The 18,743-nt window shown below is 71.8% G+C and carries 15 protein-coding genes; 6 read left to right on the top strand and 9 right to left on the bottom strand.

The window, feature by feature from the left end:
• Positions 1-428 precede the first annotated feature (428 nt).
• Positions 429-1,334, top strand: a complete 906-nt coding sequence (locus WME73_RS45890) for a hypothetical protein (RefSeq protein ID WP_437913676.1) — start codon at positions 429-431, stop codon at positions 1,332-1,334.
• 191 nt (positions 1,335-1,525) lie between these two features.
• Here the strand turns inward: WME73_RS45890 and WME73_RS45895 are convergent, their stop codons facing one another.
• Positions 1,526-2,224 carry an aldo/keto reductase gene (locus WME73_RS45895; protein WP_437913677.1) on the bottom strand — a complete coding sequence of 233 codons (699 nt, stop codon included), beginning with the start codon at positions 2,222-2,224 and terminating at the stop codon, positions 1,526-1,528.
• Here WME73_RS45895 and WME73_RS45900 point away from each other — a divergent pair.
• Positions 2,129-2,374, top strand: coding sequence for an endonuclease/exonuclease/phosphatase family protein (locus WME73_RS45900; RefSeq protein ID WP_437913678.1), 246 nt, complete (start codon positions 2,129-2,131; stop codon positions 2,372-2,374). The genes WME73_RS45895 and WME73_RS45900 overlap by 96 nt on opposite strands.
• A 360-nt stretch (positions 2,375-2,734) precedes the next feature.
• The gene (locus tag WME73_RS45905) at positions 2,735-3,712 is read left to right on the top strand and encodes a hypothetical protein (protein WP_437913679.1); all 978 of its coding nucleotides are present in this window, start codon (positions 2,735-2,737) and stop codon (positions 3,710-3,712) included.
• Positions 3,713-3,752: 40 nt separating this feature from the next.
• Here WME73_RS45905 and WME73_RS45910 read toward each other — a convergent pair whose 3' ends face one another.
• From WME73_RS45910 to WME73_RS45945, 8 genes are all read right to left on the bottom strand, one after another.
• Complete coding sequence (locus tag WME73_RS45910; protein ID WP_437917504.1) at positions 3,753-4,229, bottom strand: glutathione peroxidase; 477 nt, start codon at positions 4,227-4,229, stop codon at positions 3,753-3,755.
• A 328-nt stretch (positions 4,230-4,557) separates the two neighbouring features.
• Positions 4,558-5,181: an isochorismate family cysteine hydrolase YcaC gene (ycaC, locus tag WME73_RS45915; protein WP_437913680.1), complete on the bottom strand. Its 624-nt coding sequence runs from the start codon at positions 5,179-5,181 to the stop codon at positions 4,558-4,560.
• Between the two features lie 69 nt (positions 5,182-5,250).
• On the bottom strand, positions 5,251-5,754 hold the full coding sequence (locus tag WME73_RS45920; protein WP_437742603.1) for a pirin family protein: 504 nt from the start codon (positions 5,752-5,754) through the stop codon (positions 5,251-5,253).
• Positions 5,751-6,773 (bottom strand): LysR family transcriptional regulator, encoded by a 1,023-nt coding sequence (locus tag WME73_RS45925; protein ID WP_437913681.1) that lies wholly within the window; start codon positions 6,771-6,773, stop codon positions 5,751-5,753. Before WME73_RS45925 ends, WME73_RS45920 begins: the two co-directional genes overlap by 4 nt.
• Before the next feature lie 197 nt (positions 6,774-6,970).
• The gene (locus WME73_RS45930) at positions 6,971-9,412 is read right to left on the bottom strand and encodes a glycosyltransferase (RefSeq protein WP_437913682.1); all 2,442 of its coding nucleotides are present in this window, start codon (positions 9,410-9,412) and stop codon (positions 6,971-6,973) included.
• A 75-nt stretch (positions 9,413-9,487) separates the two neighbouring features.
• On the bottom strand, positions 9,488-10,435 hold the full coding sequence (locus WME73_RS45935) for a glycosyltransferase family protein (protein ID WP_437913683.1): 948 nt from the start codon (positions 10,433-10,435) through the stop codon (positions 9,488-9,490).
• Between the two features lie 29 nt (positions 10,436-10,464).
• The gene (locus WME73_RS45940; RefSeq protein ID WP_437913684.1) at positions 10,465-11,436 is read right to left on the bottom strand and encodes a hypothetical protein; all 972 of its coding nucleotides are present in this window, start codon (positions 11,434-11,436) and stop codon (positions 10,465-10,467) included.
• Positions 11,437-11,590: 154 nt separating this feature from the next.
• Entirely contained in the window at positions 11,591-13,063 is a 1,473-nt protein-coding gene (locus tag WME73_RS45945) for a hypothetical protein (protein ID WP_437913685.1), read from the bottom strand.
• 230 nt (positions 13,064-13,293) lie between these two features.
• Here WME73_RS45945 and WME73_RS45950 point away from each other — a divergent pair, with 230 nt between their 5' ends.
• Genes WME73_RS45950 through WME73_RS45960 form a run of 3 tightly spaced genes read left to right on the top strand, consistent with a single transcriptional unit; the run spans position 13,294 to position 18,741 of the window.
• A complete protein-coding gene (locus tag WME73_RS45950; RefSeq protein ID WP_437742609.1) occupies positions 13,294-15,471 on the top strand; it encodes a type VI secretion system Vgr family protein in 2,178 nt (725 codons plus the stop codon).
• Between the two features lie 43 nt (positions 15,472-15,514).
• Complete coding sequence (locus WME73_RS45955; protein ID WP_437913686.1) at positions 15,515-16,744, top strand: TIGR02270 family protein; 1,230 nt, start codon at positions 15,515-15,517, stop codon at positions 16,742-16,744.
• Entirely contained in the window at positions 16,741-18,741 is a 2,001-nt protein-coding gene (locus tag WME73_RS45960; protein ID WP_437913687.1) for a DUF2169 family type VI secretion system accessory protein, read from the top strand. Before WME73_RS45955 ends, WME73_RS45960 begins: the two co-directional genes overlap by 4 nt.
• Positions 18,742-18,743 lie beyond the last annotated feature (2 nt).

Genomic DNA, 18,743 nt, shown 5'->3' on the forward strand with positions numbered 1-18,743 from the left:
CTGGTTGCAGGAGGCGCTTCATGAAGACCAACTCGGGACGCACTGGTTTCCCTGCGGGTTCCCTCGTCGCGCTCGCGATGATTGCGGGCTGTGGCAAAGTCACGATCGAACTACCGGGCTCTGTGGATGTCGAGCCACCGGGCTCTGTGGATGTCGAGCCACCGGGCTCCGAGGACGTCGAGCCACCGGGCTCTGTGGATGTCGAGCCACCGGGCTCTGTGGATGTCGAGCCACCGGGCTCCGAGGACGTCGAGCCACCGGCCCCTGTCGATAGCGAGCCCGAGAGCTGCGTTGAAGGCACGGATGTATCGTTCTTTGCGCCCTCGGGAATGGACGCCGACTGGCTTCTTCCGGTCGATGGGGAACGGCTCATCGCGGTTGGAGCACCAGCGAACGGGGGGGTTGCGGAGCTCGACGAGGCGGGCCACGTGGTGTGGAGCGCGATCCCCCTGCCCGGTGGATTTCTGAAGACCGGCGCCAAGACCGAGGACGGGGGCCTCATGGTCGCGGGCCAGGTGGATGATTCGACGTCTCCCTCCCGCACGGGGTTGTGGCTCGGTCGGCTCGACGGAGCCGGTCAGCTGCTGGCGAGCCGGCGGCTCGGACCATCGGCCTTCAGCGCGCACGTCGACATCGAGCTGCTCCGGCACCCGACCGGGGGGTACGTGCTCTCCACCCACGACAGCGAGGCCCAGGGCGCGGCGCCTCGGCTGCGCCTGGTGCGGCTGGACGACGCGGGCGAGATCGTCCACGAACGGTTCATGCCGATCGCTCCCGGGTCCGCGATCACGGAGTCCTGGAGTCGGGGCGGGGCCGCGCTGCTGCCCGGAGGTGACGTGGTTCAGCTGACCGCGCACGCCGGTTACCTGCGCGTCGTCCGCAGCACCGAGCAGACGGCGCCGGTGTTCGACCGTGTGCTGGAGGAGGTCGGCGGAGCGTGGCCACAGGACATCGCGGCCCTGCCCGATGGCCGCATCGCGATCGCCGCGATCAGCCTCGGTCAGAGTCATGTCATCCTGCTGGACGCCGAGGGAGCGGTGATCTGGGCCAGGACCTATCACCCTGAGCTCGACACCGAGCTTCACGCCATCTCGCACGATCCGAGCACGGGGCTCTTGCACCTCGGCGGGGCGACGCGGGGAACGGACGGAGGAACGCAGCGGATCTGGCTGCTCTCCGTCGACACCGACGGGGAGCTGCGCTGGGAGTACGAAGGGGATGTTGGCACGCCGAGCCGGATCAATGGAATCACATCACTCCCGGGCGGCGGGTTCGTGGCGGCCGGATTCCACGATTTCGTCTATGCGGTGGTCCGCCCGAAGACGTGTCCGTGAGCGGCTAGCGTCGCCTTCCCAGGAGGGGAGGTGGTCGGATTCGGAATTGCATCACACGCAGTTGCGCGAGGGCTTGCCTATCCGTCACGAACCAGACGAGAAGGCCGCCGCATCTCTGCCCTCGGCACCACGCTGAAGAACGCCGGCTCCCATGCGGCCTTCCGCTGAGCGCCTTTCGCTGACGGTGTGGATCAGGGGACGTCTGTCGGGTCCCAGCTCGCGCGGAAGCCGACATCGAGCCCGTCGAGCGTGCGCATCGTGTCGGCGTCGAGCGCGAAGTCGAAGATCGCGCCGTTCTCGGCGATACGCGCGGGCGTCACCGACTTCGGCAGAACGATCAAGCCGTGCTGCACGGCCCAGCGCAGCATCACCTGCGCTGGTGTGCGCCCGGCCTTTGTCGCCGCGGAGACGATGTCTTTGTGCCCGAGCTTCACGCCCTGCGTGAGCGGGCTGTACGCCTGCACGAGGATCCGGTGCTTTGCGCAGAACGCGCGCAGCTCGGCCTGCCCGAGGAACGGGCTGAGCTCGACCTGGTTGATCGCCGGCACCACCGCGCTCTCGCCTCGAAGGGAGCGCTGATCCTCGCAGCGGGGGCAGTCCTCTTTCTGGCCGGATGCAGCAGCGAGCCCGTAGGTGGAGAGCAGCACGGCGCAACGGGCAGCACAGGCAGCGGGGACGGTATGGGTGGACAGGGCGGTGCAGATGGCGCAGGCGGAGCGGGCGGCACAGGCGGTATGGCCGGGGTAGGCGGCGCGGGTGGCGCCGTCGCGGTGCCGCCGATGGAGCTCGACCTGATGACGTTCAACATCCGTTACGCAAACCGCGCGGACGGCGACAACGCATGGCCGAATCGCCGCGACATGCTCTATCAGGTCATCCGTGACGCACACCCCGATGTGCTCGGGCTTCAGGAGGCGCTCAGGTCGCAGCTCGATGATCTCGGCGAGGTGCAGATGGCCCGGATCATCCGCGAACACCGCGACGGCCTCTATCCGTCGGATCACTTTCCCGTCACCGCCAGGCTGCGCCTTCAGCCCTGAATGCACAGCGTGTCCCGGGTGGTTGTGGGCGAACCGGCGATGGGTGGACGATCCGAGTGCAGCGAGACCATATAAAATAAACGCCGGCAGATCGATTGAGCGATCCGATGCTGGCGGCGCAGGCTGCATGGCAGAGAACGTGGGTTGAGCCCCTCCATGCGACGACGCGATGGGGGTGACGAGCGAAGGTCCCTGTCGCGGGTATCCAAGGCTCACGCGGCGCCTGGCTGCAAATCCCGGCCTCCTCGTCTCGACAGCCCAACGCGGCAGTGCTACCCATCTCACGTGTCCGGCGTTGAGGGGGAGGACATGTCATTACATCATGGCCTGTCGCCGATGCACGCAGGAAAGGATCGCCGTATGCGCATCAATCGAATCCGAGGTCTGCGGGCAGCTCAGCTTGCGTTCGCGTCCGCGTCTGCGGGAGCAGCCTTCTGCTTCGCAGCGTGCTCGGCCGACACGGGCCCCACGGCCGAAGACATGGGCGAGCAGGACCAGAATCTTGCAGCCTGTTCGTATGCGGTCACGACGAACGCGTACGAAGGAGCCCCGGAGTACTGGGGGACGATCAAGGTGAAGAACACGGGCGCGAGCGCGCTGAAGAAGCCGACTGTCGCCTTCGACGTGCCCGGCGGTGTCACGTGCGATCATCACGAGCCGGGCTGGACTCACACACAAGCCGGCTCCCGATGCACCTATTCGAGGACATCGAACGTGTCCATCGCCCGCGGCGCGTCATTCACACTCAATTTTTCCACCGACTCGGTGTCCTCGTTCACCCCGTCCCGCGTCGAGCTCCGCGACACCAGCTGCTCCAGCGGCGGCAGCACGACGGGTGGCGGCGGCACCACGGGCACGGGCGGTGGCAGCACGACGGGCGGCGCCAGCACGACAGGCACGGGCGGCGGCAGCACGACGGGTGGCGGCGGTAGCGGGGGCTCGGGCGTGGTGTGGCAGACGGCCAGCCTGACGGAGTTCGAGTCTTACCCCGACCCCGGCAGCGAGGAGTGCATCGAGTACAACGGGTGCACGTGGGCCGGTCAGTTCGCGGCGCTCGACGGAAAGCAGCCGGAGAGCTGGGTCAGAGAGAACAACATCGCCGCGGTGCACTCGAAGGATTTCGAGAGGTACAAGCTCAAGACCCTGCGCCTTCGAAAGAATGGCAAGGAGATCGACGTCAAGGTGTACGACATGTGCTCCGACGCCGATTGCAGCGGGTGCTGCACGCGGAACGCGCAGCCGTCGGGGTACCTGATCGATATCGAGAAATACACCGCTCAGCGGTTCGGGGTCTCGGCCTCTGGACAGGTCGAGTGGAGGTGCCTCGACTGCAATTGATGGCTGCCTCGTCGGGCCTGTGGCCCGGGCGCCGCCTTGCTCACCCGCCGAGCGCCTTGTCGATCGCCTGCGTGAGCTTCGGGTCGTCCGGCGCCACGGACGACTCGAACCGCGCGATCACCGACCCGTCCTTGCCGATCAGGAACTTGGTGAAGTTCCACTTCACCTCACCGGCAGGTGCGGTTTGCGTGAGGAAGGCATAGAGGGGGTGCTTGCCGCCCCCCTTGACCGGGATCTTCGAGAACATGGGAAAGCTGACACCGAACTTCGTGGAGCAGAAGGCGGCGATCTCGGCGTCGGTTCCCGGCTCCTGCGCGCCGAAATCGTTCGACGGGAAGCCGAGGACGGCGAAGCCGCGATCCTTGAGCCGATCATGGAGCTCCTCGAGCCCCGCGTACTGAGGCGTATAGCCGCACTCCGATGCGGTGTTCACCACGAGCAGCACCTTGCCTCGGTAGTCACCGAGGGAGCGGTCCTGTCCGTCGATGGTCTTCATGGTGAAGTCGTAGAGCGACATGGCCTTTCCTTCCTGAGCAGCGCCGGGCGTGTGCTCCGGCGCGGTGCGCTCGACATCCCTCCCACAACCCGACACACAGGCGAGGGCGAGCGAGCTGATCAGGGCGAGTCCACACCGGAGCACGCGCGGTGAGCGTTCCATGGCGCATGGATAGCCGCGCGTCCGGGCCGCGTCGAGCAGGAACGCGCTCCGCGTCGAGGCGACGCCGCCGAATGCGGCTGGAGGACGTCGGCCTGGACGCGGCACGCGGCGGTCGGGCTCGGTGACCTGGCCTGCTGGAAGGAGGCCATCGCGACGGCAGCAGGGTGGACGGGCAGGACGCTCGCCGTCACTTCTTCGTCAGCGCGTTGTAGCTGGTGATGAGGTTGCGATAGTCGGGGATGTGGCTCGAGAACAGCGTCGCCAATCCCTCGATGTCGTTGCGCCAATCGCGGTGCAGCTCGCAGGCGACGCCGAACCACGTCATGAGCTGCGCGCCGGCTTGCGACATGCGATCCCAGGCGGAGTGCCGGGTGATCTCGTTGAAGGTCCCGGACGCGTCCGTGACGACGAAGACCTGAAAACCCTCCTCGATCGCCGACAGCGCGGGGAAGGCCACGCAGACTTCGGTCACGACGCCCGCGATGATGAGCTGCTGTTTGCCCGTGGCCTTGACGGCTTTGACGAAGTCCTCGTTGTCCCACGCGTTGATGTTGCCGGGGCGCGCGATGTACGGCGCGTCCGGGAACTGCTCTTTCAGCTCCGGCATGAGCGGGCCATTGGGGCCGGACTCGAAGCTGGTCGTGAGGATCGTCGGCAGCTTGAAGTACCTCGCGAGATCGGAGAGCGCGAGCACGTTGTTCTTGAACGTGTCCGGCTGGATGTCGCGCACGAGCGACAAGAGTCCCGCCTGATGATCGACCAGCAACACGGCGGCGTTGTTCTTGTCGAGTCGAACGTACGGCTTGGTCATGGGCTGTCTCCTCTTCTGTCGTCGTGGGTGATGCGTCTGTGTGGCTCGACGCCCGAGCATGGAAGTCGGTCAATCGTCCAGGTGGCCGAACTTGCCGCTCGCGAAGTCGGCGAACGCCTGCTGGATCTCTTGCGCGCTGTTCATGACGAACGGGCCGTACTGGACGATGGGTTCGTCGACCGGCTCGCCGCTCAGGACGAGCAGGTGGGCCTCCGATTCGGCCTCGATGAGCAAGCGCTCGCCGGCGTTCTCGAACACCGCGAGGTCGTGCGCCGCAGCGTGCGTTCCGTTGATCGCAATGTCGCCTTTCATGACGAGCAGGCCCAGGTTATGGCGCGCCGGGAAGGTGAAATCGACCCTGCCTCGCGCATTCAGGCGGACGTCGAGGACATCGATCTTCGTGAAGGTCTGCGCGGGGCCCTTCACGCCCTGGTATTCGCCTGCGACGACCCGGACGGAGCCCGCATTCTCGGGGAGCGTCACGATGCCCATCCGATCGCTGGTGATGCTTTGATACCGAGGCGGCGACATCTTGTGCGCCTTCGGCAGGTTCACCCAGAGCGTGGTGGTCATGGCTGCGTTCTCCTGACACGAGGAGGAATAGACATGCCGAGTTCATAGAACAATGCGCAAGAACAGGAAGAACTGTTCCAATTTTTGGAACAATCTTGGCACACGCTCGCGGCCACGCTCGGCGTGGTGGACAACACGAGGCGCTGGCGGAGCAGGTCGAGGAACGCCACCACCTTCGGCGAGAGGTGCCGTGTGCTCGGATAAAGCGCGAACACGGGCACTTCGGGCGCCGACCAGGACGCGAGCACCGGCATGAGCCGTCCCTCGGCGAGGTCTTCCGCGCACAGGTACTCCGGCAAGAGGGCGACGCCGAAACCCGCGCGAACGACCGAGCGAAGCATCTCGTAGTCGTTGACGACGAGCCGCGGGTGAACCGTGATCTCGGCGATCCTGGGCCCCGACCTGAGCTCCCAGGAGCTTCCCTCCGGTGCGAACACGATGCACGGGTGGTCCGCGAGCTCGGCAATGTCGTTCGGCTCGCCGAGCGCCCTTTTGACCTCGGGCGCAGCGACCAGACGGCGCCGCACGGCGCCGAGACGCCGGGCGACGAGGCTCGTGTCCGGCGTGGTACCGGCCCGCAGCGCGAGGTCGAAGCGCTCCTCGACGACGTCGACCCTGCGATCGGTGCACACCAGGTCGACCTGGACATCGGGGAAAAGACGCAGGTATTCGGCGAAAATCGGCCCGAGAACGGAGAACGCGAGCGGGGCCGTCACCCGCAAGAGCCCCCGGGGCGTCGACTGGAGCTGCGAGACCGCGAGCTCTGCCTCCTCGAGCGCGGCGACGATGCGAACGCAGTGCTCGTAGTAGACGCGACCGACGTCGGTGAGGCTCAAGGTTCGCGTGGTCCGCTGGAGCAGCCGGGCGCCGACGCGCGACTCGAGATCGGAGATCTTCCGGCTCACGGTCGACTTCGGCATCCCGGCGGCGGTCGCCGCCGCCGTGAAGCTGCCTCCCTGAACGACCCTCGTGAAGAGGACGATCTCGTCGAGAGCGACGTTGGGTAGGCGAGGGTCCATGGGTGGTACAATCTACGCAAAATGCGCGAATTGTTCCAAGCGATCGCGATGTCTTTCGATCCGCCTGCGCGAAGCCGCGCCCCGATGGTTCGGGCGCAACCCCGCATGCGCTCGAGCGCGCCGGGGCTCCGGCCAGCGACGCAGCGCTGTCCGATCGAGTTCCGAGCTGCAAACGAGGAAGAGCAGCGCTGGGAGGCTCACACGCCGACGCGCTCGACGCGCACCCGCACCTCGGTGGCCGCCAGCGCCGCATCGCCGCCCGCCGTCCCTGCGCCGCGCTCCACCGAGCCGCCCGCGATCTCCGCGATGAGGAGCGGCCCCGTCGCCTTCATGATGCGGCGGGCCTGGTCCAGCACGCGCGCCCTCTCTTCCTCCGTCGCGCCGGCGAGGACACCGCTGAGGATGACCCCGCAGGCGCGGTTCGCCGGCAGCGCGGCGAGCCCTGTGACGCTCGCCACGCGGGCCGCGAGGCCGCACACCTGCGCCACGTCGCGCGCGAGCAGCTCGGCCGCCTCGCCGACCACGACGACGCCGCCGTACAGACCACGCAAGGCGGGGGCGGCGACCGCCCTCACGCCGCGCAGGAGCCGCGCGCGCGCCTCGATCGCGTCGGGCGAGCAGTCCGGCAGGAGCTCCGCCGCCGGCGCGTCCGGGGCAGCCGCCATGACGGCCGGCGACAGCGCCGCCCGGATCGCGGCGAGCCGCGCCCGCCACCACCGCGCGCCATGCCCGATCTCCCGGGCGCGGCGCTCGCGCTCTTCCCGCCCTCGATGGACGTGGACCTGAAATACCTCCGTGGCGGCCTTCTGCGGCTGGCGCAGGGCGCGAACGCTCGTGAGCAGGCGCATATCGATGAGGTCCGCGCGCCGTACGCCCTCCAGGAGGTCGACGAAGGCTCCCTTCTCGGCGCCACCGCCGATGAACCACTCGTCGAAGCCGCCGAGCGCATCGACAAGGCCTCGCCAGACGATGGGCAGCCCGTCGCGCACATCGCAGAGCGACTCGGAGCTCGGGGCGCCGGGGCCGAGCCGATCGCCCTGGGCGCCGGGCACGCCGCCGTCGAGCGGCGTGGCCGCGAGGAGCGGGGCGAGCCCCTCGACCGCACCCGAGGCCGCCCACGCGGCCGAGCGCTCGATCCACGCGGCCGGCGGCAATGCGACGCGGGCCAGCGCCGGCGTGAGCACGGCCGGCACGCCGCGCGCGAGCGCCGCGTCGTGCTCCGAGAGCGCGTGCTCGACCGCCTCGGGCGGGAGCAGGACATCGGCGTCCAGAAACCAGATCAAGGGCGCCCGGGCGGCGCGGAAGCCCGCGTTCCTGGCGTGGCTGCAGTGCGGGAACTGCCCGCGCGGGCGCGGGCTGTCGACGATCTCGACCCGGAAGGGCTGAGAGCCCGGCGCCGCCGCGGCGCGGATCGCGCCGCCCGGGTCGCCGCCGTCGCACACCACCACGACCTCGAAGGACGACGGGGCGGCGGTCTGCGCGCGCAGCGCGAGCACGGCGCGCCGCAGGAGGGGCGCGGTCGAGGGGTGGCACGGGATCACGAGGGCGATGCGCGGCGGCGCGGCGCCCGTCGCGTGAGCCTCCGCAGCCGAGCCGGGCGTGCCGGCCGCGGAGCCGGGCGTGCCGGCCGCGGAGCCGGCCGCATCGCCCGCAGCGCCGCCTCCGACGGCCGCATCACCCGCGGACGCGCCGCTGCGGCCCGCGCCTGCCGCGGAGCCGCCCCTCAGCGCCGGCCGCTCGCCGAGCACCTCCCACAAGCTGGCGAAGCACCGCTCGCGCTCGGTCAGGTACGCGTCGCGCGCCGCTTCCTGGATGCGCCGGAGATCCGCCTCCGTGAACGCCATGCAGCGCTCGACCGCATCGCGCACGTCCTCCGGCGCCACCGCGTGCGTGCGCACAAGGCCCTGCGCGCCGTGCGGCGCGGCCGGCATGCGCAGCGCGCAGCCGTCGATCTCGCTCATCGCCTCGGTGTCGGGCACGAGGACCGCGGCGCCGACCGACAGGCCCTCATGGAGCACGTGGCCCCAGCCCTCGTAACGAGACGGACAGAGGTGGAACCGAGATGCGTTCTGATAAAAGCGAAGCCGCCGCTCGTCGACGCGCCCCGCGAACTCGACGTTCCGCGGCCTGAGCGGCCAGCCGAGCGAGGACACGACCGTCAGCGGATACGGGATGCGGTGGCGCTCCCAGGCCAGAAGCACGGAGTCCGTGCCCTTCGCGTCGGAGCCGCCAGGGACGTGCAGGAAGCGCCGCGCCCGAGGAACGGCCGGGTCCCAGCGGTCCTCCGAGAAGAAGCCGAGGTGGCGGGCCCGCGGCGTGAGCGGGGCGAAGTGCGACAGCGCGTCCCGGGTCTTGCACAGGACGAGCTCGAAATCGTCGAGCGCGGGCCGGGCCTCCGGCCGCCACCACTCGGCGTTCGGGATCAGCCAGCGGCGCGGCGCGCCCCCGGCGAGGCGCGGCTCGTAGACCTCGAGGAAGATGACGAGATCGGCGCCTCCCGCGCCGCCCGCGCTCTCGGGGTGCTGGAAGTGAAGGCCGGTGACCCGATGACCCCAGCTCTCCAGGAGGCTGCCGAGAAGGCGGTAGTCGCGCTCGAGCCCCTTGCCGTTGTCGATGTTGGTGACGATGTGGATCCGCATCTCAGCTCGATACCGCCCGATCCAGCCGCAGCCCCGGCTCCGCCGGCGCCGGGAGGGCCCTCCGCCAGGCCAGGGTCACACCCAGCCCCTCAGCGCCGCGTGGTGCTCGCCGAGGATGCCGAGCATCTGGCGCATGCGGTGCACATACGTGAAGCTCGCCTTGACGCGCGCGTGCCCGGCCCGCCGGATCACCTCGCGCTCGTCGTCGTGCTTCACATAATAGTCGATGAGGCGCCGCAAGGCCGCGAAGTCGCCGAACGGATAGTAGACCACGTGCTCGCGATCCCGGAGCTCGTCCTCCAGGCCGAAGATGTAGGGGTGGATCATGAAGCCCCCCCGGCCGAGCGTCTCGTAGATGCGATCGGACCAGTAATGCGGGTGATCGAAGCCGACACACAGGCTGTCGCCCACGACGACCTTCGCCGACGCGTACAGGCGGTTGAGGGCGTCGCCGCGCACGCAGCTCTCCGGCGCTCCGTGCTTCACGAAGCGGCGGCCGTACGTCTCCGACAGGAAATCCACGAGCCGCCTCCGATAAGGCCACTCCGGATGATAATCGTACGAGCCCACGAAGCAGACGTCGGACGCGATGCCGGGATCGACCTCCGCGAGATAACACTCGGCGCCGTACACGCCGGGCTTGATGTAATGGTGGCGTATCCCCTGCGCCCGGAAGAACGCCTCGCTGCCGCCGTCGGGCGTGAACACGTGCTGCGTGCGCCAGAACGGGTCGAGCCGGAGATCGCGGCCGCGCGAGAGGCCGGCGTACAGGTCGAGGTGGTACGAGGCCGTCGGGATGGGCAGCTGGGTGATCCAGCGCAGCGCGTCGCCGCGCAGGCCCCAGGTGCGGGTGTAGAGCAGCAGATCGACGTCGCGCGCCATGCCGTCGAGCTCGCCCAGGGTGAACGCGTTCTCCTGGGCCTGGACGACCTCGACGCCGAGCGCTCGCAGGCTCTCGCCGACGTGGTTCTCGGTCGAGAACGACGGGCCGAAATTACCGATGTACAGGACGCGACGGCGCATGGGGGAGGGGGCCACGACGGCGGCGCCCGTCAGGGCGGCGGGTCCAGCGGCCACGTGGCCACGAGCGCGCGCGCGTCGGGCGTGCGCGCCTTCGAGAGCACCGCGAGCGTCACGGTGCGATCCGTGACCAGCACACACGGCGCCGAGAACGTCGCTGGATCGGCGCCGCCAGCGTCCACGGGGAGCACGCGGAACGCGGCGCCCGGGGCCGGCCGGTGCGCGACGAGGAGATGGGCGGCGGACGTCGCGACGATCACGAGCCCGCCGCCCGCGCGGTCGGCGTCGAGCTCGAAGACGCGGCGGTCGCCGAACGGCGCTTCCTCGGCGCCGGCAGGGCCGTACGCCGCATCGCGGGCCGAGACGCGCACGGTGCCGGGCAGCGCGCCGCCGCGCGAGGCGCCGGGGGCGACGCGCTTGCACACCGCGGTCGGGCCCGGTGACCCGGCGAGGACCACGACATCGATGCACTCGCCGATCGGGTGGTCCACCGAGCCGCCGCCGGCCGCCGCGGCCTCCAGCACGACCGCCGTCGCGTTGTCGACGACGGCGGACACGGCGCCCGGGACGCCGGGGGAGGGCGCGGGGAGCGAGCCGGCGCCCGCGCCGCGCACGAACCGAGGCCCGCTGAAGCTCGCGAACGGCCGGTGCGCGGTGAGCGAGGCGCGGGCACCGGAGGCGCCGTCGAGCCGGACCAGCGCGTTCACCGCGCCGCCGGCGACCTCCACCACGAACGACAGCGCGCCGCCGTCCGCCGCCGCGGCGTCCCAGCGGGGCAGCGCGGGCAAGAGCTGCGGGATCGTGGCGACGGCGCCCGACGGACCGCGGCCCGCGAGCGGCAAGGCCCAGACGTCGGTGCGGTGCGGCGGGGCCGCGCTGTGCGTCGACGACGCGAGCAGCACGGGCGCCCCGTCGAGCGCGACGAGGCGCAGGGTGTCCGCGAGCGGGGCGTCGGGCAGCGCGGCGGGAGAGAGCGCGAGAGGCGGAGGGGGCGTTTCGTTCATGGGCGCAGATCCGGGGGCGGGGCGGCACGCGGCGGCGAGACAGACGAGGAGCGCGGGCGCGGGAGGCCCGCGGCGCGGCCTCCTGGGAGCGCTGGTCGAGCGGGGCGCGGCGGTCGAGAGGGGCGAGGGCATGCCGGTCGACCTCCGCGCCTCGCTAGATGCGGGCGTTCGTGCGCATGTTCCACAGCTGCACGAGGGCCTGCGGGTTCGACGATTTCGGATAGCCGGCGAGCGCGGCAGCGAACAGCCCGTCGATCGCGCCGGTCTCCCACGTGGCCGCGTCGGCGAACGGCCCGCCGCCATACGAGGGGTCGTAGAGCTGGCCGCCGTGCACGACGATGAAATGGTTGAAGAACGCGGGCGGGGGCTCGGGGTTCCGCTGGCCGGGGATCCCCGGCAGGTTGACAACGTCGGTCCACATGCGGTGGGTCCACGGGGCGGGCTGCGTGGCCGCGTTCCACTGCCAGTTCTTCACGAGGAACCCCTGGGATCCCGAGGTCCACGCCGCCACGGTGACGACGACCACCACCTTGTCGGCGCTGGTGATGCCGTGGACCTTGAGCATGTCGATGAAGAACTCGGCCCACGAGCCGCACTGCCCGCTGCCGTCGGCGCTCGCGAGGAGCAGGCGGGTGTTCGTGCACGTCGTCGTGTTCGGGTTCCAGTACGTGAGGCCCACGCCGTCGCGCTTGCGCGTGAGCGCCCGCGTCGCGAAGGGCGCGAAGCTCTGGGACACGACGCGCCCCTCGGTCGTCTCGCCCTGGGCCGCGCGGCACGAGATGTCCACGAGCGTCCAGTAAACCGTGCCGGCCGGCGCGCCGAGCACCGCGTAGACGAGGTGCGCCGTCGTGCCCGCGCCGACCCAGCCGGTGCCGGCGGCGTTCGCCTCCCACGCGATCGTCAGCGGATCGTAGCAGGCGACGACGTTCGGCAGCGGCGCGCTGCTCGTCATCGAGGGCGTGGAGACGTCGACCGACCCGGGCGACACGCTGACCGTGCACGTCCATTCGAGCGTCACGCCGCCGGCCATGGCGCGGCCGCGCAGCTGCACGGACTCGGTCCCGGTGGGCGGCCGGAGCACGCGCAGCACCACGGCGAGCGGGACACGCGCGCCGCGGACGTAGCAGACCGGCGATTGATCCGTTGCCTGCCGGGTGCTCAGCCACTCGGGGGAGGCGAAGTTCCCGAGAGAGTCCCGCTCCACCGCGTGGTTCGCCGCGAAGTCGACCTGGATCACGCCGACCAGCGCGTGGACGATGTCGGGCGCCTTCGGCGACGGCTGCACCGGCGGCGGCACCTCGAGCGGCCTGCGCGCCTCGGGGGCGCGCGGCGGCGGGCCGCGGAAGGCGAGGATGCACCCCGTCCGGAGCAGCTCGGCGACGCGCTCGCGGAGCAGGTCGAGCTCGCGCGCCGCGTCGAGCGACACGATGCCGGCGCCCGCGGCGCACAGCTCGCTCAGGAGATCGACGCGCTCGCGGTCCGGCTCCTCGGAAGGGAACCACGCGGGCACCTCGAGGGCGGCCAGGTGCGGCTCGATCGGCTCCGCGCCCTCGGGCAGGACCGCGCCGGCTGCGCGGACGAAGCCGACGTCTCCGTACGCATCGACGACCTGCCAGACGTTGCCCATGAATCCGCGCGATCCGCTGTCCGCTGTTCCCCCGGCGCCCGATCTGACTAGGCCCGTCCTCGCCGTGCGTCAACCGTTCGTCCACCGTGCGTCAAGCAGCGACGGCATGTGCGCCGGCATGTGCGCCGGCAAGTCGACGACGTCGGCGCGCGTGAATGTGCCCACCCGGCCGGCGAGCGATGGTAGGCTCGACGGCTCGGGCTCCGGGACGTGCGAGGGCGAGGCGACCGATGGCGGACGGTGCGATCGAGTTTGATTTCGCTGTGGAAGGCGCGACCGATCCGTGGCGCGTCGCGCGGATCGAGGGCCATGAGGGCATATCGCGGCTGTTCCACTTCCGCGTGACCCTCGCGTCGACGGACGCCGCGCTGGCGTTCGACGGGCTGGTCGGGCAAACGTGCCTGCTCACGATCCGGAACGACGCGTCGACTCGGTACATCCACGGCATCGTCGCGCGCTTCGAGCAGCACGAAGAGGGGCGCTCGGTCACCACGTACCTGGCGACGGTCGTCCCGCGGGCGTGGCGCCTGCAGCACCGGCACGACTACCGCATCTTCCAGGAGGCGACGGCGCCGGAGATCATCGACAAGGTGCTCCGCGCGGCGGGCCTGTCCTCCGACGATTTCCGCATCTCGACGGCGATGACCCACGATCGGCGAGAGTACAGCGTGCAGTACGCCGAGACGGACTGGGCGTTCATCAGCCGCCTGATGGAAGAGACAGGCATGTTCTGTTTCTTCGAGCACAAGGCCGACAACCACGTGCTCGTCTTCGGCGACGCGCCGTTCGTCCACGAGCCCATCGACGGGCCGGCCGTCGTGCCGTACCGGACCGGCGGCGGGGCGCTCGCCTGGCAGGAGGCCGTCTCCCGCTTCTCGATGGCCGAGGAGGTCCGGCCCGGCAAGGTCACCGTCCGCGACTACAACTTCCAGAAGCCCAGCCTGAGCCTCGAGGGGGAGGCGGAGGCCGACCGCGACACCGATCTCGAGGTGTACGTGTATGCCACCGAGCACGATCTGCCCGAGGAGGGCACGCAGCTCGCGAAGCTCCGGCTCGAGCAGCTCCAGCTCGTGCGCCGCACCGCGGAGGGGCAGGGGAGCGTGCTCCGGTTCATGCCCGGGGCCACCTTCACGCTCGAGGACCACGGCCGCGAGAGCTTCAACCGCGGATACCTGATCACGCGCGTCGACCATTTCGGCTCGCGGGCCGTCGGGGGGGAATCGCAGGAGACCGTCGTGGGGTACTCCAATCGATTCCAGTGCATCCCGGACGACGTGCCCTACCGCACGCCCGTGCAGACGCCCAAGCCGACGCCCCGCGGCATCCAGACGGCGATCGTCGTGGGCCCGGCGGGCGAGGAGATCCACACGGACATCTATGGCCGGGTGAAGGTGCAGTTCCACTGGGACCGGAAGGGGCGCCGCAACGAGCAGAGCTCGTGCTGGATGCGGGTGAGCCAGATCTGGGCGGGCGCCGCGTGGGGCTCGATGTACATCCCGCGCATCGGCCACGAGGTCGTCATCGACTTCCTCGAGGGCGACCCGGATCGCCCGCTGATCGTCGGGCGCGTCTACCACGGCGCGAACGTGCCGCCCTACGCGCTGCCGGCCGAGAAGACGAAGAGCACCATCAAGTCGGACACCTCGCCGGGCGGCGGCGGCTCGAACGAGCTCAGGTTCGAGGACAGGAGAGGCGCGGAGGAGATCTACCTGCACGCGCAGAAGGACTGGAACATCGAGGTCGAGAACGACAAGACCCAGTCCGTCGGCCACGACGAGCGCCTGACCGTCGGCCACGACCGGAAGAAGCGCATCGACAACAGCCAGTGGGAGTCGATCGGCGCCTTCAAGACCACCGAGGTCGGCGAGGATCACAACGAGAAGATCGGCGCGAACCGCACGCTCGGCGTCGTAAAGAGCGAGAGCGTGGACATCGGCGAGGACGCGAGCCTGAAGATCGGGCAGGGCCGGAAGACCGATGTCGGGAAGGACGACATCGAGTCGGTGGGCGGCAAGCGCGAGCTCTCGGTGGGCGGCGAGGAGACCGTCAAGGTGGGTGATCGCGCGACGCTGGAGGTCGGCTCGAAGCGCAACACCACCATCGGCGCCGACGACTCGCTGTCGGTCGGCGGGACCGAGACCCGGAACATCGACGTGGACGCGACCGAATCCGTCGGCGCGAAGAAGACGGTCAAGGTCGGCGAGAAGTTCACGCTGGAGTGCGGGAGCGGCAAGATCATCGTCGACAGCTCCGGCAAGATCACGGTCGAGGGGTCGGACATCACCGTGAAGGGCTCGGGCACCGTCAAGGTCGAGGGCGCCAAGGTCGAGGTGAAGAGCGACGGCGACGTGAGCGTCAAGGCGGGCTCGAACATCAAGCTCTCGGGCAGCGGGGTCGACATCAACTGAGCGGCGTCGCGCAGGATCGGAGCCGAGGCGGATGGTTCACGAGGTGGTGGCTGATCACGCGGAGATGGCGTCGTTCCTCTGGGAGCTCCGCGAGATGGCCGTGAGGTCGCACCACTACACGCTGGCCGATCTCGCGGAGCTCGAGGAGCGCGTCGAGGCCCACCTCGATGGGCTCCGGATCGCGGGGGAGCCCGGCTGGGAGCTCACGCTGGCCGCCCTCTCGACGAAGGATCCAGGCGCGTTCTTCGCGGCGGCCATCGCCGCCGTCGAGGCGCGCGACTACCCGGGCTTCGCGGCCGTGCTCGACGCGACGGAGGAGGCGGACGAGCCCGCCGCCGGCGTCGCGGGCGCCCTCGCGTGGGCGTCGCCGGCCGACGCGTTCGCGATCGTGGCGCCGATGCTGTCGGGGGCGCAGCCGCCGGCGCTGCGCCGCCTGGCGCTGGCCGCGTGCGTGGCGCACCGCCGCGATCCCGGGCAATTCCTTGGCTACGCGCTCTGCGACGGCGACGCGGCGGTCCGCGCGCTGGCCTTCCGCGCGGCCGGCGCGCTCGGCCGCGCCGATCTGGCGGGCGAGCTCCGCGGCGCGTGGGGCTCGGACGACGAGGCCGAGCGCTTCTGGTCGGCGTGGGCCGGCGCGCTGCTCGGGGCGCGCGGCGCGGACGAGGCGCTGTGGAGCGTCGCCGGGCGGAGCGGCGCGTTCGCCGAGGAGGCGGCCGACTGCGCCGCCCGCGTGAGCCCGCCGGGCGAGGCCCGCCGCCGGATCGAGGCGCTGATGCGGTCGCCCGGGCTCGGGCGGGTCTGCCTTGTCGCGGCGGGGGCGCTGGGCGATCCGGCGCTGCTGCCGTGGGTGCTCGACCGGCTGGACGTCGCGCCGCTCGCGCGGCTCGCCGGCGAGGCGCTCTCGCGCATCATCGGCGCGCCGATCGAGGGGGCGCTGCGCGGGGCCCCGGCGCCCGGCTTCGACGCGGGGCCGAGCGACGATCCGCGCGACACGAGCGTGAAGATGGATCCGGACACGCAGCTGCCGTGGCCGCACGGGGCGAACGCGCGGGCGCTCTGGGCGGCGCACCGCGGGCGCTTCGCGTCGGGGGTGCGCCACGTGGACGGCCGCCCGCTGGACGAGGGGGGGCTCGATCGCGTGCTCCGGCTCGGCGGCCAGCGGCGCCGCGCGGGCGCTGCGTTCGAGCGGGCGGCGCGCGCGCCCGGCCGCCCGCTGTTCGACGTGGCCGCGCGGGTCGAGCGGCAGAGGGCCGCGCTCGGGGCGTCGCCGTGAGGGCGCCGCCCGCGCCGCGCGCCCTCGGGCACGCCGCGGCCGCGGTGCGCCCCTTCCGCTCCCGGGGGCGGGTGATGCTCGCGGTGGTCGTCAAGGCGACCTTCCAGCTCGAGCACAAGCGCGCCATGTCGCCGCTCCCGCCCGCGCCGATCGTCGCGGCGGACGTGCGCGCGGCGCGCGCCGCGGCCGACCCGCGCGCCGCCATCTCGGCGGCCGCGGAGATGGCCCCGTTCCTTCCGCGCGCGGACATCCTCCTCGGCGGCCACGCCTGGGCCCGCGGGCGGAGCCCGGCGCCGCTCGTCCCCGTCCGCCTGCGGGTCGGCCTCGACGCGGCCGTCCTCCTCGACAAGGCCCTGCACGTCTACGGCGACCGCGGCGGCAACGGCCGCGGCGCCCCGCAGCCGTTCCTCGCCATGCCGCTCGGCTACGAGCGCGCCCTCGGCGGGGCGGCCGACCCCGACAACCCGGCCGGCGTCGATCCGCGCGCCGGCCGCGCGCCCAACATCATCGACCCCCGGCAGCCGACGCGCGCCGCCGGCCTCGGGCCGATCGCGGCACACTGGCCCGCGCGGCAGCGCCGGCTGGGCAACGCCGATCCGCGCGGCGTGCAGGCCCCGTGGCCCGTGGTCCCGGACGGCTTCGACTGGGCGTATTTCCAGGCGGCGCCGGCCGATCAGCAGACGCCGTACCTCCGGGGGAACGAGTGGATCCTGATCGAGGGGATGCACCCGGATCTCGACCGCATCGAGGCCTGGTTGCCGGGCCCCGTCGCCGAGGCGCGGGTCGCGTTCGGGGGGGCGGCGCAGCCGCAGGTGTTGCCGCTGGTCGCCGACATGCTCGTGATCGACGCCGATCGCTGGCTTTGCTCGCTCGTGTGGCGCGCCAGCGCGCTGCTGCCGGGCGAGGAGGCCCTCGCCAGCGTCCGGGTCACGGCCAGGGTCGCGCTCCCGGGCGAGGCGGTGCCGTGGGACGTCGCGGCAGCGCCGCCGGTCCGCGCGGAGCGGGCGCAGGCGCCGGCTGCGGCGAGCCCGCAGCGGGCGGCGCGCGGGGCGGCGGAGCATCCGCTGGCGGGGACGGTGGCGCTCGATCCGGAGGAGGCGTCGGCGGCGGCGAGCCCGCAGCGGGCGGCGCGCGGGGCGACCGACCATCCGCTGTCCGGGACCGTGTCGGTCGATCCGGACGACGTCCAGCCGAACCCCGCCTTGCCGTTCCGGTCGCCCGCGGCCTCCGTGGGAGGACCGCACCTCGCGAGGTCTGGCACGGCGGAGATGCCCGCCGCAGCGGGGACACCGCCCGCGGAGCCGCGGCGCGGCGGCCTGCCCTTCGTGGCGCCGGCGGCGGCGGGCGCAGCTTCCAAGGCGCTGCCGTTCGCGCCCGCTGCCCCGTCTCCCCCGGGCGCCCGCGATGGCGCGGCGGCGTGGGCGCTGCCGTTCGCCGCCCCGGCCGCGGCGTCGCCTGCGGCGCCGGTCCGAGCGCCGGCGTCCGGCGTGCTGCCGTTCGTATCGCCGGCGGCGGCGTCCGGCGCGCTGCCGTTCGCGCCAGCGCCGTCCGCGCCCGTCCCCGCTGCTCCCCAGGCGCCGTCCGCGCCCCCTCCCGCGCCGTCCGCGCCGGAGCGCTCCTCGCCCTGGGTGTCGGGCGCGGCGCCCCACGCCGCCTCGGAGCCGCGCTCGCCGTGGGCGTCGGGCGCGGCCGCGGCCTCGGCGCCCGCCGCCTCGCCGCCGCCCGTCGCGCCGTCGTACACCCTCGCCCAGCCGCGCATCGCGCCCTCGTACGCCCTGGGATCGTCGCCCGCCGCCTCACCCTGGCCCGCCGCGGCAGCCGCCGCCCCTGCCCGGCGCCCCGCGCGCCCGCGCCGGCAGCGCCTCGCCCCGGACGCGCGCCCCTCGTCGGAGCCGCTCATCCCCCCGCGCAAGCGCCGCCCCGCGAAGGTCGCGGCCGACGGCCTCGGCGCCTCGTTCCTCCGCTCGGTGCCCGACGCCGCGCCCACGCCCAGCTGAAC

The organism is Sorangium sp. So ce302, assembly GCF_051530145.1.
GTDB lineage: Bacteria > Myxococcota_A > Polyangia > Polyangiales > Polyangiaceae > Sorangium > Sorangium cellulosum_B.

Excerpts from the sequence above, each read along its gene's own strand:
- WME73_RS45930 (WP_437913682.1), bottom strand. The coding sequence starts at position 9,412 with ATGCGGATCCACATCGTCACCAACATCGACAACGGCAAGGGGCTCGAG.
- WME73_RS45925 (WP_437913681.1), bottom strand. The coding sequence starts at position 6,773 with ATGGACCCTCGCCTACCCAACGTCGCTCTCGACGAGATCGTCCTCTTC.
- WME73_RS45910 (WP_437917504.1), bottom strand. The coding sequence starts at position 4,229 with ATGTCGCTCTACGACTTCACCATGAAGACCATCGACGGACAGGACCGC.
- WME73_RS45905 (WP_437913679.1), top strand. The coding sequence starts at position 2,735 with ATGCGCATCAATCGAATCCGAGGTCTGCGGGCAGCTCAGCTTGCGTTC.
- WME73_RS45950 (WP_437742609.1), top strand. The coding sequence starts at position 13,294 with ATGGCGGACGGTGCGATCGAGTTTGATTTCGCTGTGGAAGGCGCGACC.
- WME73_RS45945 (WP_437913685.1), bottom strand. The coding sequence starts at position 13,063 with ATGGGCAACGTCTGGCAGGTCGTCGATGCGTACGGAGACGTCGGCTTC.
- WME73_RS45900 (WP_437913678.1), top strand. The coding sequence starts at position 2,129 with ATGACGTTCAACATCCGTTACGCAAACCGCGCGGACGGCGACAACGCA.
- WME73_RS45920 (WP_437742603.1), bottom strand. The coding sequence starts at position 5,754 with ATGACCACCACGCTCTGGGTGAACCTGCCGAAGGCGCACAAGATGTCG.
- ycaC (WP_437913680.1), bottom strand. The coding sequence starts at position 5,181 with ATGACCAAGCCGTACGTTCGACTCGACAAGAACAACGCCGCCGTGTTG.
- WME73_RS45940 (WP_437913684.1), bottom strand. The coding sequence starts at position 11,436 with ATGAACGAAACGCCCCCTCCGCCTCTCGCGCTCTCTCCCGCCGCGCTG.
- WME73_RS45935 (WP_437913683.1), bottom strand. The coding sequence starts at position 10,435 with ATGCGCCGTCGCGTCCTGTACATCGGTAATTTCGGCCCGTCGTTCTCG.